This window comes from Marinobacter sp. NFXS11 (assembly GCF_040148675.1).
GTDB lineage: Bacteria > Pseudomonadota > Gammaproteobacteria > Pseudomonadales > Oleiphilaceae > Marinobacter.
This window is the reverse complement of sequence record NZ_JAGDDV010000001.1, coordinates 1,864,189-1,879,309: the sequence shown is the minus strand read 5'-3', so window position 1 is coordinate 1,879,309 and position 15,121 is coordinate 1,864,189. Positions and strand designations below refer to the sequence as shown.

Below are 15,121 nucleotides of genomic sequence, written 5' to 3'. Positions count from 1 at the left end.
CGGCACCAAGGTTAAATAGAATACGCGCAGTTCCCAGCGACCTCCACGTTTCAGCGGATACGGCCAGAGAGACCGATTTGAGCATTATTTTCCGTTACCTCATACGCCAGATCATGATCAGCATGGTTGCCGTTTCGGGCATCCTGCTGCTGGTGTTCATGAGCGGCCGTTTCCTGAAATATCTCGACAGTGCAGCCCAGGGCAGCATTTCGGCCGGTGTGCTGCTGGAGATCATGGCCTTCCGGTTTCCGGGTTTTCTAGAGCTGATACTGCCCCTCGGGCTGTTCATAGGCATCCTGCTCGCCTATGGGCGCATGTATCTCGAAAGCGAAATGACGGTCTTGTCCGCCTGTGGGGTTAGTGATAAGGCCTTGTTGGGAAAAACGCTTCTGGGCAGTCTGCCAGTGATGATCATTGTTGGTGCTATGAGTCTTTACGTGTCGCCCTGGGGTATGAACCAGGTTCAGGACATCCTGAACGAACAGCGTAAGGCAACAGAATTTGAAATGCTTGCACCCGGACGATTCCAGGACTTTTCCTCCGGTGGGCGGGTGACCTATACCGAGGCTTTGAGTGAAGACAAGCGCCAGTTGCAGGGCGTTTTTATCGCCGAGTACGCACCGGACGGGCGGGGGTTGACGATCATAACCGCAGATTCCGGCTCCCAGTTGATAGATCCGGAAACCGGCAGCCGTTTTCTCATACTGGAAAACGGCGGTCGCTTTGAGGGCGCTGCGGGCCAGCTGAATTACAATGTGATCGATTTCGAGGCCTACGGTTTGAAGATTGAGGGCGGCGAGGCTGGCACCAAGCAGCGGGAAGAGGGCGCCAGCACCTGGAGCCTGATGCAATCAGACCGCCTGGAAGATCGTGCGTTGCTGCACTGGCGGTTTTCGCTGCCGCTCATCGTGCCAATCGTAACGTTGCTGGCAGTGAGGCTGAGCCGCGTGAATCCACGCCAGGGCCGGTTCTTTCATCTGTTGCCGGCAATGCTTGTCTACATTACTTATCTTGGCCTGCTTATTGTAGCCCGGGATTGGCTGGCCGCCGGCAAGGTCCCGGAATGGCTGGGTATGCTCTGGGTCCACGCGTTGTTCCTCGGCTTTGGGCTATGGCTTCAGTTCGGCCCGGCCTGGTTATACCGGCGCCGCCTGATTCGGGATGGGGGTGCTCGTGCGCAAGATTGACGGGTATGTAATGCGCTCGGTTGGCGGCGCGATGTTCCTCGTGATGATGGTGGTTTTGTCCCTTGACCTCATTTTTGCGTTCATCGCCGAACTGGATGACATCCGCAACAATTACCAGATCCTGGACGCACTCTGGTATGTATTCCTGACCCTGCCAAGACGAATCTACGACTATTTGCCGCTGGGCGCCTTCATGGGTTGCTTGGTGGGCCTGGGTTCTATGGCCAGTTCCTCGGAGTTGACGGTTGTACGGGCTGCGGGTGTATCGCTCAAGCGTATTGTCTGGTCAGCGATGAAGCCGGCGCTGGTTATCGTGGTTCTGGGTGTATTGATTGGCGAGTATCTGGCCCCGCCTGCTGAACGGGTGGCCCAGAGTTACAAGGCTGTGGCGTTGGGCGCTGGTAGCAACGTGGCGTCGGCATCGGGGGTCTGGCACAAGGAAGGGGATTCATACATCCATCTGAATGCCGTGCAACCGAATGGCGTCCTGCATGGGGTGTCGCGTTTCCAGTTTGATGATGATCGGCAGCTGCTGGCCGCAAGTTTTGCGGAGCGAGCGATTTATCAGGGCGACCACTGGTTGCTGGAAAATGTTCGCACCACTCGTTTCGAGGATGATCGAACGGCCCGGGTTGACGACAGGACCCTGCGCTGGGAAACCGGCCTCTCGCCCGGCGTTCTCAGCGTGTTGATCGTCAAGCCCGAGAATCTCTCGATGACCGGACTTTACACATACGCCACCTATCTTGGCGAGCAAAGCCTGAGCGCTTCCCGCTATTGGCTGGCCTTCTGGAAGAAGGCGCTGATGCCTCTGGGAACGGCGGTCATGGTGCTGGTCGCAATATCCTTCATCTTCGGGCCACTGCGCTCGGTCACCATGGGGTTCCGGGTTTTTACCGGGCTGTTGGTGGGGCTTCTGTTCAAATATATGCAGGATTTTCTTGGGCCAATGAGCCTTGTATACGGGTTCAACCCAATGCTTGCGGTGCTGGTGCCCATCGCGGTAAGCGCCGTGGCTGGTGGCATCCTGATGCGGCGGGCTGGTTGACCAGCCCTGCTATCCCGCCGGCTAAACCATTACTTTTTGGTCGCTTCTTTGGGTATGGATACAACCACGCTGTCAGAGAGGCGGTCGGTAATGGATAGGCCATTGATCGGATAGAACAGCGCAACAATAGCAGGAATGCTCAAAAACAGAGTGGCTGCACCGAGATAGTAACTGCCCAGAAGCGTCAGGAAGATCACAGCAGCCGCCGTCACGTAACGCCTGAGCGCCTTGCTCCAGCTCACAGAAGTGCCATCAATGTTTTCAATGCGAATCCTCCAAACCTGCATCCCCAGGGTCTGGCCAATGCGCGTCCAGAAATAGGCAAAGAACAGGTAAAGAATCAGGAACAGCGCGAACGTCAGCCCCGGGTCCCCGGAGAGCTGGCCTGCCTCGGCCATCTGTTCGTACCTGTCCCAGCCGGTGATCCAGCCGGCCACCATGGTGTATCCCCAGGTAGCGACAAGCAGCACGGCAATGCTGATCAAACCGTCGTAAATAATGGCAAGGGCACGTTTGAGGGCGGTGGCTGGTGGGAATAGTTCCTCGGCGTCATGGAAGCGTCGGGGCATGGAATCTCCTGTGATGTTTCACGTTTTTCCTGTTCTCGGCGTGTGCTAGAGTAGCGGATTTGCACAAGCATGTAAGTATCCGTATTCAATCGCGGACCGGGCGGCGTTTCCGCCGGGTTTCTGGAAAGGTATCAAAGGGCTATGAAAACCGCAGAGTTGCGACAGGCATTCCTCGATTATTTCAAGCAGCAAGGCCACACCATTGTTCCAAGTAGTTCGCTGGTACCTGCGGACGACCCCACATTGTTGTTTACGAATGCGGGAATGAACCAGTTCAAGGACCTGTTCCTGGGGCGTGAAGAGCGCGACTACACCCGGGCAACCTCGTCCCAGAAATGTGTCCGCGCTGGCGGCAAGCACAACGACCTCGAAAACGTCGGTTACACCGCCCGTCATCACACCTTCTTCGAGATGCTGGGCAACTTCAGTTTCGGTGATTACTTCAAGCGGGAAGCCATCAACTACGCCTGGACATTCCTGACGGGCGAGAACTGGCTGAAGCTGCCCCAGGAAAAACTCTGGGTTACCGTTTACGCGGAAGATGACGAAGCCTTCGACATCTGGAACAAGGAAATCGGCGTGCCGGCAGACCGTATCGTCCGTATCGGCGATAACAAAGGCGGCCGTTACGCATCTGACAACTTCTGGCAGATGGGGGACACGGGTCCCTGCGGTCCCTGCACCGAAATCTTCTACGATCACGGCCCGGATGTCGCCGGTGGCCCCCCCGGATCACCGGAAGAGGACGGCGACCGTTACATCGAAATCTGGAACGTGGTGTTCATGCAGTACAACCGCACGGCTGACGGTGAGATGCTGAAGCTGCCCAAGCCGTCTGTCGACACGGGCATGGGGCTGGAGCGCATCACGGCGGTTCTGCAGGGTGTTCACAGCAACTATGAAATTGATCTGTTCCAGGATTTGCTGGCGGCCGCTTCTACCATTCTTGGGGGCGCTGCCACCACCGAGGCATCGCTGCGTGTTGTTGCCGACCACATCCGCTCCTGTGCTTTCCTGATCGCGGACGGCGTGATGCCTTCAAACGAAGGTCGGGGATTTGTGCTGCGCCGGATCATCCGCCGTGCCGCGCGTCACGGTAACAAGCTGGGTGCAACCGGGCCGTTCTTTTACAAGCTCACGGGCGCCCTGTGTGAGCTGATGGGCGAAGCATTCCCGCAACTGGTCAGCAGCCGCAAACAGATTGAAAAGGTTCTGCTGCAGGAAGAGGAGCAGTTTGCCAAGACTCTGGACAAGGGCCTGCGCCTGCTTGAGCAGGACATTGCCGAGCTCAAGGGTACCGAGATTCCGGGCGAGACCATCTTCACCCTTTACGACACCTTTGGCTTCCCGGTTGACCTGACCAACGACATCGCCCGCGAGCGAGGCCTGACGCTGGATTACGAAGGCTATGAAAAAGCCATGGAGGGTCAGCGAGAGCGCGCCCGGGCAGCCAGCAAATTCGGTATCGACTACAACGCAGCCGGACTGCAGCTTGAGGGCAAAACCGAGTTTACCGGTTACGAGCACATTGACGGTCATGAGAAAATCCGTGCGGTCATCGTCAACGGCGAGGAAAAGACCGCTGAAGCCGGTGATGAGGCCGTTATAGTGCTTGAGCGCACGCCGTTCTACGCCGAGTCTGGTGGCCAGGTCGGCGATACCGGCCTGCTGACCTGGAGCGGCGGTCGCTTCAAGGTAACGGATACGCGCAAGGAAGGTGATAATCACCTGCACCTCGGCACCCTGATCGAGGGCGAGCTGTTCCCGGGTCTGGAAGTTGACGCGCGGATCGATCACGCCCGTCGCGAGCGGACCAAGCGTAACCACTCCGCTACCCACTTGCTGCACGCGGCCCTGCGCAAGGTGCTGGGTGAGCACGTTAGCCAGAAAGGTTCACTGGTGGACCCGGATAAACTGCGTTTCGATTTCTCCCATTTTGAGGCCGTTACTCCGGAGCAGCTTCGCGAAATTGAGCGCCAGGTGAACGAGCAGATCCTGGAGAACAGCCCGGTCCAGACTGAAATTACCGACATGGAAAAGGCTCAGGAAAAGGGTGCCATGGCGCTGTTCGGGGAAAAATACGGGGATGTAGTTCGGGTGCTCAGCATGGGTACCGACAATTACTCCGTTGAACTTTGCGGTGGTACGCACGTTTCGCGTACCGGTGACATTGGTCTTTTCCGTATTACCTCTGAAAGTGGCATCTCATCCGGCGTCCGTCGTATCGAAGCCGTTACCGGCATGGGCGCACTGGACTGGATCGACGGCACCGAGCGTACCCTTCGCGAGGCGGCCCGCCTGGTGAAAGGCTCCCGCGAGTCGGTCATTGAAAAGGTCCAGCAGACGATTGACCGCAACCGTCTGCTTGAGAAGGAAGTGGATGCCCTGAAGGCAAAACTTGCTTCCTCGGCCGGTACCGATCTGGCCAGCACCGCTGTCGACGTCGGCGGGCTCAAGGTGGTGGCTTCCGAGTTGGAAGGTGCTGACCGCAAGGCCCTGATGGAGACGGCCGATCAGCTGAAGAACAAGCTGGGCGAGGGCGTCGTGGTTCTTGCCAGCGTGGAAGATGGCAAGGTGACTCTGGTTGCCGGTGTTACAAAATCGGCCACGGGCCGGATCAAGGCCGGGGACCTCATGAAGCATCTGGCCGCCCAGGTCGACGGCAAAGGCGGGGGGCGACCCGATATGGCTCAGGGCGGTGGCAACGATCCATCCAAACTGGAGGATGCCCTGGCGGGTGTTGCCGGCTGGGTCGAGAAAAATATCGCTTAAGCAACTGTTTTTGTGGGCGGGCTGAGGTTTATAATCCCGCCCGTTTCTTCTAAGTGGCGGAGCATCACTCCGCTGTGAGTCCCCGTTTCGGATATTGGGAAAATAATGGCTCTGTTGGTTCAGAAATTTGGTGGCACATCGGTTGGAACAACCGAGCGTATTGAAGCGGTAGCCGAGAAGGTGAGCCGTTTTCGGAAGGAAGGTCATGATGTTGTTGTCGTGGTTTCCGCCATGAGCGGTGAAACCAACCGACTGATCGCCCTGGCCAACAACATCATGGAGGAGCCGACACCGCGTGAGATGGATGTGCTGGTCTCCACCGGTGAGCAGGTAACCATCGCGCTCCTGTCCATGGCGTTGCAGAAGCGTGGCTGTGAAGCGCGTTCTTACACTGGCTCCCAGGTCCGAATTCTCACGGACAGCAGCCACACCAAGGCGCGGATCAAACAGATCGATGAGCAGCGCATGCGCGAAGATCTGGATTCGGGCCGAGTGGTGGTGGTTGCCGGATTCCAGGGAATCGACGAAAGTGGAAACATCACCACGCTTGGGCGGGGCGGATCGGATACCACGGCGGTGGCTCTGGCGGCAGCGCTCAGGGCAGACGAATGCCAGATCTACACTGACGTTGACGGTGTCTACACAACCGACCCGAGGGTTGTCGACACTGCGCGCAGGCTTGAACGGATTACGTTCGAGGAAATGCTTGAAATGGCGAGTCTGGGTTCGAAAGTGCTCCAGATCCGCTCGGTAGAATTTGCAGGTAAATACAACGTTCCATTAAGGGTTCTTTCCAGCTTCCAGGAAGGCGAAGGCACCCTGATTACTCTTGAGGATGAAAACGCCATGGAACAACCGGTTGTTTCCGGCATCGCTTTTAACCGTGATGAAGCCAAACTGACCATTGCCGGCGTACCGGACACCCCGGGCAGCGCGCTGCGCATTCTGAAGCCGGTGAGTGACGCCAATATCGAAGTGGATATGATCGTGCAGAACGTGGGTGAGGATAACCGCACTGCCTTCACGTTTACCGTCCATCGCAATGATTTCAAGCGAGCGAAAGAGGTGCTTCAGCGTGTTGCTGACGAACTGGGCGCTCGTGAAGTAGCCGGCGACAGCAAGATTGCCAAAGTCAGCATCGTGGGTGTCGGTATGCGTTCTCACGCTGGTGTGGCAACTCAGATGTTCGAGGCGCTGTCCAACGAGGGAATCAATATCCAGATGATCTCCACATCAGAAATCAAGATTTCCGTGGTGATCGACGAGAAATACCTTGAGCTTGCGGTTCGCGCGCTTCACAGTGCATTTGAACTCGACAAGCCCGCGGTATCGGAAGAGGCCTGAAAACCGCAGATAAAAGGTCGGTCTGCGGGGCCTCCGAAAAAAGGGCATCATATACTGAGCCTATGACAAACGTGCACCGTATAAGGGAATGTGCGTCTATTGATCAGTAAGTGATCCCACTATAAAAGCAATAAATAGATCAAAAAAACCATTTATCGGAACAGGTAGCTCTGGATAGGGAGTAAGGGATATGTTGATTTTGACTCGCCGCGTGGGCGAAACTCTGATGGTCGGCGACGATATCACCGTCACCGTCCTGGGAGTAAAAGGCAATCAGGTGCGCATTGGCGTCAATGCCCCGAAAGAAGTCGCGGTACACCGTGAAGAAATCTACCAGCGGATTCAGTCGGAAAAAGGCTCTGAAGAGCCCGAGCCCGGCAACAGCTGAGAGACAGAAAGCCGTTCAAGGGAAACCTGAACGGCTTTTTTGATGGTGTGGGGAAACGGGCCCGAAAAATCTCGTGTCAACCCTATGAAAACAGAAAAATTATGGTAGTATACGCCCCGTTCTCAAGGAGAGGTGGGTGAGTGGCTGAAACCAGTTCCCTGCTAAGGAACCGTACGAGCAATCGTACCGAGGGTTCGAATCCCTCCCTCTCCGCCATTTCCCTTTCGGGGAAAGAGAGACAGGTTGAAGTAGCATTCAACCACGGCAAGTGATCAATGTGCGGCTGTAGCTCAGCTGGATAGAGTACCTGGCTACGAACCAGGCGGTCGGAGGTTCGAATCCTCCCAGCCGCGCCATCGATCAACCTGCCACAAGTTTTAAGCGGCTGTAGCTCAGCTGGATAGAGTACCTGGCTACGAACCAGGCGGTCGGAGGTTCGAATCCTCCCAGCCGCGCCATATCAAATAAAGAACCCCGCCATGTGCGGGGTTTTTTATTTGCATCTTCTGCTGACCCATGGACAGCATAACCCCGCCTGACTACTTTTATTTAGTAAAGCCTCCTTGCCCATCAACCTCTCGGCGTTTGCATCTTGAGAGGCCATTTGAGCGGGTTCTGACTCAATGCGTCCTTGATTGGCTGACTGGGTTTATGTCCAAAGATTGGGATCCCCACAAGTCCGTACCGCCCCCCGTTCATCGAGTTGAACGAAAGGAACCTTTGCCCTGGCAAACGCCAAAAGCGGCGGAGGACGACCCGGAAGCACTCGAGCGGGTTCAGGCATTGATTGCGAGCCCGGGTTATCGTCAGGCGGACCGCGATGTTGAGTTTCTCAACGAGGAAGACACCCGTGGTGTACGCCTGCAGATTGACTACCTGAAGCCCGAACTGTTGCTGAAGAAGCATGGAATCGAGCACACCATCGTGGTGTTTGGTAGCACTCGCCTGCATCAACCCGAAGCAGCACGCCGTAAAGTCGCAGCTCTCGAGGAGGCATTGGCCGGCAGCCCTGAAAACAAGGATCTCCGGCGTCGTCTGCAAGTGGCAAAATCGATTGAATCGAAAAGCCGTTACTACGAGGAAGCGAGGAGATTGGGAAGGCTGGTCGCGGAATGCGGGGCGGGCCCCGAGGACTCTCGCGTGACAATGGTTACGGGCGGTGGGCCGGGTATCATGGAGGCGGCAAACCGAGGCGCCTTTGACGTGGGAGCCAAATCTGTTGGTCTAAATATTACGTTGCCCCACGAGCAGTTTCCAAATCCCTACATAACCCCGGACCTGTGTTTCCGGTTTCACTATTTTGCCATGCGTAAACTCCACTTTTTGAAGCGGGCGAAAGCACTCGTTGCCTTTCCAGGGGGCTATGGCACGCTGGATGAGCTGTTCGAAACTCTGACGCTCGTGCAGACCCGAACCATTGCGCCGTTACCGATCGTTCTGGTCGGTGAATCGTTTTGGCGCAAGGCAGTAAATGTCGATTTCCTTGTTGCTGAGGGTGTGATCGACGAAGAGGATCGTGAACTGTTCTGGTATGCGGAAACCGCTGAGGAAATATGGGACGGAATCCGACACTGGCATCGGGCCATTGGCAGCCCGCTGCCTGACAACAATTAAGGGAAACAGGCTGATGGAAATTTCATTTCACGGAGCCGATCTGGGCGTAACCGGATCATGTCATCTGGTCCAATGCGGCGGCCAGAAGATATTGATCGATTGCGGCCTTTACCAGGGAGGGCACGAACTGAACGAAGAAAATCGGGCGCCGCTTGGTTTTGATCCGGCTGATATAGATTACCTTTTGCTCACTCACGCCCACCTCGATCACTGCGGAAGAATACCGCTTCTGGTGAATCGAGGCTTTCGTGGCGAAATCATCACAACCGCAGCGAGCAGAGAGTTGGCCAAGCTGGTTATGCTGGATGCGGCGGGACTTCAGGAAGAAGAGGCTGAGAGACAGGCCCGAAGACATGCTCGACACGGGCACAACAAAGAAGAGCTGATCGGCCCGCTATACACAACGCTTGATGCGCTCAACAGTCTCGATCATTTTGGCCGCACAGCGAAGTATGGGGAGGTTATAGCCCTGGGAAAGGGCGTTCAGGCGACTTTTTCTGATGCCGGGCATATTCTGGGTTCCGCATCTGTTTTACTGGAACTTGAAGACGAAGGAAGAAAGAAGCGGGTGTTGTTTTCCGGGGATCTTGGCTACCAGGGGCGCGCTATACTGCGGGATCCGAATCCGCCTTCAGATGTGGATGTGGTCGTGATGGAAACAACCTACGGCGATCGTCTGCACAAGTCGCTGAAGCCATCCGTTGAAGAGCTCTATGAGGCAATCAACAGCACGTTCGCAGCTGGCGGAAATGTCATCATCCCTACCTTTGCCCTGGAGCGAGCCCAGGAAATTCTTTATTACCTTCGGGAGGGTATCAAGGCTGGAAGCCTCTCTGGATCAATTCAGGTGTTCCTGGATTCCCCGATGGCAATCTCTGCGACAGAGATCTTTCGACGTCACCCGGAGTGCTATGACAAAGACGCCTGTGAACTTTTCAGTGAAGGACAGGATCCTTTTAATTTCCCTGGCCTCCATTTCGTGCGTCAGACGTCCGAGTCGATGGCTCTGAATCGGCTGGGAGGCGGGGCCGTCATAATGGCAGGTTCCGGGATGTGCACTGGCGGCAGGGTTCGTCACCACCTCAAACATCACTTGTGGCGCAAGGACTCCAGTATCGTGTTCGTGGGCTTTGCCGCCGGAGGCACGTTGGCGAGGCTGATCGTGGATGGCGCCAAAGAGGTTCGATTGTTTGGCGAGGAGATTCCGGTGCGAGCCAACATTCATACCATAGGTGGATTTTCTGCCCATGCAGATCGGGATGAGCTGTTGGCCTGGCACCGTCGGACCGGGAGTCCGGGTCGAACATTCCTCGTCCATGGTGAGCAAGATACGATGGAATCGTTTGCTTCGCAGTTGAGTAACACGGAGGTCATCATGCCAGGCCTACACGAGGAGTATTCTCTTTAGTTTGCTAGCCATTGCCATAGGGCAGGGAGGCTAAGTTCATGGATAGTAACGAGACTGCCAGTCACTATGAAGGCCCGCTTACTCCCGATGAGCTGCAAGGCATTCACGCCTATTGGAGAGCGGCCAATTACCTTTCCGTTGGTCAGATCTATCTTCAGGATAACCCACTGTTGCGGCAGCCCCTGAAACTTGAGCATATAAAACCGAGGCTGCTGGGACATTGGGGTACGGTGCCCGGGCTCAACCTGGTTTATGCGCACCTTAATCGGGTGATTCGCGAGCGGGATCTGAACATCATGTACGTCACGGGGCCAGGTCACGGCGCGCCGGGCATTGTCGCCAACACCTATCTGGAGGGCACCTATTCCGAAGTCTACCCCAGTGTGAGTCGTGACGAGGAGGGGATGAAAACGTTGTTTCGCCAGTTCTCCTTTCCAGGCGGAATCCCGAGCCACACCGCACCGGAAACGCCTGGCTCGATTCATGAAGGCGGCGAGCTTGGGTACTCGCTCAGCCATGCCTTTGGTGCCGCTTTCGACAATCCCGATCTGATTGTGACCTGCGTGGTTGGCGATGGCGAGGCAGAGACCGGCCCGGCCGCAACCGCCTGGCATTCCAACAAGTTTCTGAATCCCGTTACCGATGGTGCAGTGTTGCCGGTCCTTCATTTAAACGGCTACAAGATCGCCAACCCCACCATATTGGCAAGAATAAACCCGGAAGAACTTGAGGACCTGTTTTCCGGTTACGGTTACAAACCCTACCTTGTTGAAGGCAATGATCCTCTGGCGGTGCATCAGAGGATGGCGTCGGTTATGGATGAGGTTCTGGACGAGATCCGCTCGATCCAGTCTCTGGCCAGAAATGGCAGGGGCGCAGGCTGTCCCCGTTGGCCAATGGTCATTCTGCGAACACCAAAGGGCTGGACCTGCCCCAAAGAAGTTGAAGGTTTAAGGGTTGAGGGCTACTGGCGTGCCCATCAGGTACCTTTTGCCGAGTTGGCCAGTAAACCAGAGCACCTGCGTGTGCTGGAAAACTGGATGAAAAGCTACCGGCCCGAGGAGTTGTTCGACGACAAAGGATCGCTCAGGTCTGAACTCGCAGCGTTGGCCCCGCAGGGTTTATACAGGATGGGAGCCAATCCCCACGCCAACGGAGGTCTGTTGCTCAGGGATCTGCGACTTCCCGATTTTGGCCACTACGCAGTTGATGTCCCGGAACCGGGCGCAGTGCTGGGGGAAGCGACGCGACGTCTGGGCGAATACCTCCGCGATGTCATGGCGCTGAATAGAGAAAACCGGAATTTTAGGGTGATGGGCCCGGATGAGACGGTGTCCAATCGACTTGGCGCTCTGCTGGAGGTAACGGATCGAACCTGGCAGGCAGCGCGCATGGATTACGATGATCATTTGTCAGCGGATGGCCGGGTAATGGAGATCCTCTCCGAACACACCTGTCAGGGGTGGCTTGAGGGTTATTTGTTAACGGGCCGTCACGGATTCTTCTCCTGCTACGAAGCGTTCATCCACATTATTGATTCGATGTTCAATCAGCATGCGAAATGGCTCAAGGTAAGTCAGGGTATTCCCTGGCGCAGACCAGTGGCCTCGCTCAACATACTGCTGACATCTCACGTTTGGCGTCAGGATCACAACGGTTTCTCCCATCAGGATCCGGGATTTATCGATCATGTCGTAAACAAGAAAGCCAGCATCGTGAGGGTATACCTGCCACCGGATGCCAATACGCTTCTGTGCGTTGCCGACAAATGCCTGGGAAGTCGGGATAAGGTGAATGTCATTGTGGCGGGTAAACAGCCGAGTCCCCAGTGGCTGGGCATGGAGTCGGCAATCAAACATTGTCATTCGGGCATCGGGATCTGGGAGTGGGCGAGTAACGGTCACGATGGGGAACCGGATGTGGTTATGGCATGTGCCGGTGATGTGCCCACCCTTGAAACCCTGGCAGCCGTCAAACTCCTGCGTGAGCATGTACCGGATCTAAAGGTGCGGGTGGTAAATGTCGTTGATCTCATGACCCTGCAACCAAAAGAGGAGCACCCCGTTGGCCTCTCGTCACGTGACTTCGACACCTTATTCACCAACGACAAGCCAATCATCTTTGCTTTCCACGGATACCCATGGCTGATTCACCGGCTGGCGTATCGGAGAACCAATCACAAAAATCTTCATGTCCGTGGGTATAAAGAGGAGGGCACTACTACAACGCCTTTCGATATGGCTGTCCTGAACGACCTTGATCGATTTCATCTTGTCATGGACGTAGTTGATCGTGTGCCGAGTCTCATGCAGAGAGGGGCGTATCTGAAGCAACACATGCAGGATCGGTTGTCGGAGCACAAGCAATTCATTGAGAGAGAAGGGCAGGACTTGCTCGAGATACGGAATTGGCAATGGGCCGAGTCGAGGTAGATCAGTATTTTGCGACCAACCTCGACGATGCTCGTAAACGTGAATGTTTTGAAAAGCTTATAGTCGGAATCGCGCGACCAGATTCTGCAAATCGCTGCCGAGTCTGGCCAGTTCGCTACTGGAGCTGGCGGTCTGGTTCGATGAGGCGGCGGACTGATCGGTAACATCCCGGATGCTTGTGATGTTCTGATTGATTTCCTCGGCCACCGAAGTCTGTTGCTCGGAGGCTGTGGCAATCTGGCTGTTGTATTGTTTGATGTCCTCGACGGCCCGGGCAATGCGCTCGATGGTCGCTCCGGTTGCCGTGGCACGCTCAAGGGTGTTCGAGGCCATGGTAGTGCTCGACTCCATGGCAGATACCGAGTTGCCGGCACTGCTCTGAAGAGACGTTACCAGCGACTCGATTTCCTGGGCGGATGATTGGGTCCGCTGCGCGAGGGAGCGTACTTCGTCAGCCACCACGGCAAAACCGCGACCCTGCTCGCCAGCCCGTGCTGCTTCAATGGCAGCGTTCAGTGCCAGGAGATTGGTCTGTTCGGCGACGGATTTGATGACGTCCAGCACGGTGCCGATGTTGGCGGTTTCTCTCTGGAGTCCCTGGATGGTTTCCATGCTTTGGCTGACTTCCCGCGCCAGGTTGTTGACCTGATCCACGGTTTCGCGAACTTCCCGCTCACCATCAACTGCCTGACTCGCTGCATCGGTTGCCACCGAAAAGGCCTGCTCGGCGCTGCGAGCGATCTCGCCAACGGTTGCGGTCATTTCATTCATGGCCGTGGCAACCTGATCGGTTTCCTGTTTCTGGCGATTGATGCCATCGCTGGTCTGGCTGGTAACGGTCGAGAGTTCTTCTGCCGAGGCGGCAATATTGGACGCCCCCGACTCAATACTTCTTACCAATTCCCGGAGGCTGGTTACCATGGTCGCCAGAGCGGCCATCAGACGGCCAATTTCGTTGGTACCGCTTGCCTTGATGTCTACGGTCAGATTGCCAGAGGCAACTTCGGACGCAATATTCACCGCCTGATTGACAGGGGAGACGATGGCGCGGGTAATGAGGAAGGCCATCAGGATGCCGAGAATAAGTGCGATACCGGTCGCGCCGAAGATAAACCAGGAAGCCTGCTCACGATCAGCCTCCATTTTCTGGGCCTGAAGCGCCCGGAGGTCATTAGCCCGCTCGATGGCGTTCCTCGCAGTGCTGACCATATCATCAGAGAGCTGCTCCCCCGTGTTGGTCAGATCAACAACCGCTCGAAATTCGCTGACGTAAGTGTCGAGCGCTGTATTGATCTGCTTTTTCTCGTCGTCAGTAATGGCCGCGGATTTCAGAGGGCCCTGGACTCTTTTCGCGTCCTCGAGATACGCCTTCAAACTCGCATCGTCCTGTTCGATGAGGAATTTGCGTTCCGAGCGGCGCATATCTTCAAAAATGGCGGAGGCAAAAAACAGGGAACTGTGAGCTTTCAGGGAAGATCCGAAAATGCGGGCACTGGTTTCAAGGCGCTCGAGCGCTGCCTCCCGTTCACCAATGTTTGTTTCAACCTCGCCCATGAGCCGCTGGTATTTTTTTACGTCCGCCTGAATCAGGCCCAAGGTTTCAATATCCTTGGGTACTGCGAGCAGCGGCTTGATGTCATTGGTCAGCTCCAGAACCCGATCGCCCTGGGCCTGAGTCTGAGCGACAGCCTGCGCCTCACCAGTCAGCAAGAAGTTTTTCTCTTCAACCCGGGCTTCGGTCAGGTTGGTGTTTACCTGTCCGAGCATGGCAACGATGTTCGAACGTTGGCCGTAACTGTCCAGTGCGCGGTCGCCGACCAGGCCTACCAGAATGGTCAGAAGCAGTAGGATGGCAAATCCTCCTGCCAACCTGGTTCGAATGGTCATGTTAGTGAGAAAGCTTGAAAATGCCATGGGTGTCCTTGAAAGATCGCGTGAACGATATCAGTGGCTTTCAGTCTGGGCCGTTCTTTGGAAGAAAAATTTCTGATACGCCATTGGAATATTCGGTATTTTTATTCTCGGCCTATTAGGTCTGTTTTTACTTCAATATTCCAGGGGATTACGGTAACAGATGTTTGCCATTTGCTTACTTTATGACACGAAAAGCTAATAGATCGTGAGAAAAAAGCTATCACAAACCTTTACTCGCAATGTTCTGACGCCCCCATGTCTTCCATGAGAGAGGTATCTGAGTCTTTGGCGGTCAGGGCGGGTGTGACAGATTGTCGCAGTTTTGTGGGTCAAGCGCGGTCAGTGAGGTCTGATGGCTAACATGAATGCCAGATCAATGAGGTGAGAAGTGGTTCTAACTCATTGAATTAGATGCGGTGAATGGGTGCCGGTAGTTCCCTTTATA

10 protein-coding genes and 3 tRNA genes are annotated in these 15,121 nt (G+C 55.6%); 11 read left to right on the top strand and 2 right to left on the bottom strand.

The window, feature by feature from the left end:
- The first annotated feature begins 77 nt into the window (after window positions 1–77).
- Together lptF and lptG are read left to right on the top strand one after the other, a co-directional pair.
- Complete coding sequence (gene lptF / locus J3362_RS08775; protein ID WP_349519164.1) at window positions 78–1,187, top strand: LPS export ABC transporter permease LptF; 1,110 nt, start codon at window positions 78–80, stop codon at window positions 1,185–1,187.
- On the top strand, window positions 1,174–2,235 hold the full coding sequence (lptG, locus tag J3362_RS08770; RefSeq protein WP_349519163.1) for an LPS export ABC transporter permease LptG: 1,062 nt from the start codon (window positions 1,174–1,176) through the stop codon (window positions 2,233–2,235). Before lptF ends, lptG begins: the two co-directional genes overlap by 14 nt.
- A 29-nt stretch (window positions 2,236–2,264) precedes the next feature.
- Here lptG and J3362_RS08765 read toward each other — a convergent pair whose 3' ends face one another.
- Window positions 2,265–2,804: an RDD family protein gene (locus J3362_RS08765; protein ID WP_349519162.1), complete on the bottom strand. Its 540-nt coding sequence runs from the start codon at window positions 2,802–2,804 to the stop codon at window positions 2,265–2,267.
- A 141-nt stretch (window positions 2,805–2,945) separates the two neighbouring features.
- On the opposite strand from J3362_RS08765, the gene alaS reads away from it, so the two are divergent.
- The 9 genes from alaS to J3362_RS08720 all read left to right on the top strand — a co-directional run bounded on the left by alaS (window position 2,946) and on the right by J3362_RS08720 (window position 12,762).
- Window positions 2,946–5,576 carry an alanine--tRNA ligase gene (gene alaS, locus J3362_RS08760; RefSeq protein WP_349519161.1) on the top strand — a complete coding sequence of 877 codons (2,631 nt, stop codon included), beginning with the start codon at window positions 2,946–2,948 and terminating at the stop codon, window positions 5,574–5,576.
- Between the two features lie 105 nt (window positions 5,577–5,681).
- Window positions 5,682–6,920: an aspartate kinase gene (locus J3362_RS08755; RefSeq protein ID WP_349519160.1), complete on the top strand. Its 1,239-nt coding sequence runs from the start codon at window positions 5,682–5,684 to the stop codon at window positions 6,918–6,920.
- 190 nt (window positions 6,921–7,110) lie between these two features.
- Window positions 7,111–7,308, top strand: a complete 198-nt coding sequence (gene csrA / locus J3362_RS08750) for a carbon storage regulator CsrA (protein ID WP_008172808.1) — start codon at window positions 7,111–7,113, stop codon at window positions 7,306–7,308.
- 126 nt (window positions 7,309–7,434) lie between these two features.
- Window positions 7,435–7,524 (top strand) — tRNA-Ser (locus J3362_RS08745).
- Between the two features lie 63 nt (window positions 7,525–7,587).
- A tRNA-Arg gene (locus J3362_RS08740) sits at window positions 7,588–7,664 on the top strand.
- A 25-nt stretch (window positions 7,665–7,689) separates the two neighbouring features.
- A tRNA-Arg gene (locus tag J3362_RS08735) sits at window positions 7,690–7,766 on the top strand.
- A 193-nt stretch (window positions 7,767–7,959) separates the two neighbouring features.
- Entirely contained in the window at window positions 7,960–8,922 is a 963-nt protein-coding gene (locus tag J3362_RS08730; RefSeq protein WP_349519159.1) for an LOG family protein, read from the top strand.
- 13 nt (window positions 8,923–8,935) lie between these two features.
- Entirely contained in the window at window positions 8,936–10,330 is a 1,395-nt protein-coding gene (locus tag J3362_RS08725; protein WP_349519158.1) for an MBL fold metallo-hydrolase RNA specificity domain-containing protein, read from the top strand.
- 38 nt (window positions 10,331–10,368) lie between these two features.
- Entirely contained in the window at window positions 10,369–12,762 is a 2,394-nt protein-coding gene (locus tag J3362_RS08720; RefSeq protein WP_349519157.1) for a phosphoketolase family protein, read from the top strand.
- A gap of 57 nt (window positions 12,763–12,819) precedes the next feature.
- Here the strand turns inward: J3362_RS08720 and J3362_RS08715 are convergent, their stop codons facing one another.
- Complete coding sequence (locus J3362_RS08715) at window positions 12,820–14,676, bottom strand: methyl-accepting chemotaxis protein (RefSeq protein WP_349519156.1); 1,857 nt, start codon at window positions 14,674–14,676, stop codon at window positions 12,820–12,822.
- Window positions 14,677–15,121: the final 445 nt, after the last annotated feature.

Coding starts and splice junctions, on each gene's coding strand:
- csrA (WP_008172808.1), top strand. CDS start 7,111: ATGTTGATTTTGACTCGCCGCGTGGGCGAAACTCTGATGGTCGGCGAC.
- J3362_RS08720 (WP_349519157.1), top strand. CDS start 10,369: ATGGATAGTAACGAGACTGCCAGTCACTATGAAGGCCCGCTTACTCCC.
- J3362_RS08725 (WP_349519158.1), top strand. CDS start 8,936: ATGGAAATTTCATTTCACGGAGCCGATCTGGGCGTAACCGGATCATGT.
- J3362_RS08765 (WP_349519162.1), bottom strand. CDS start 2,804: ATGCCCCGACGCTTCCATGACGCCGAGGAACTATTCCCACCAGCCACC.
- alaS (WP_349519161.1), top strand. CDS start 2,946: ATGAAAACCGCAGAGTTGCGACAGGCATTCCTCGATTATTTCAAGCAG.
- J3362_RS08755 (WP_349519160.1), top strand. CDS start 5,682: ATGGCTCTGTTGGTTCAGAAATTTGGTGGCACATCGGTTGGAACAACC.
- J3362_RS08730 (WP_349519159.1), top strand. CDS start 7,960: ATGTCCAAAGATTGGGATCCCCACAAGTCCGTACCGCCCCCCGTTCAT.
- J3362_RS08715 (WP_349519156.1), bottom strand. CDS start 14,676: ATGGCATTTTCAAGCTTTCTCACTAACATGACCATTCGAACCAGGTTG.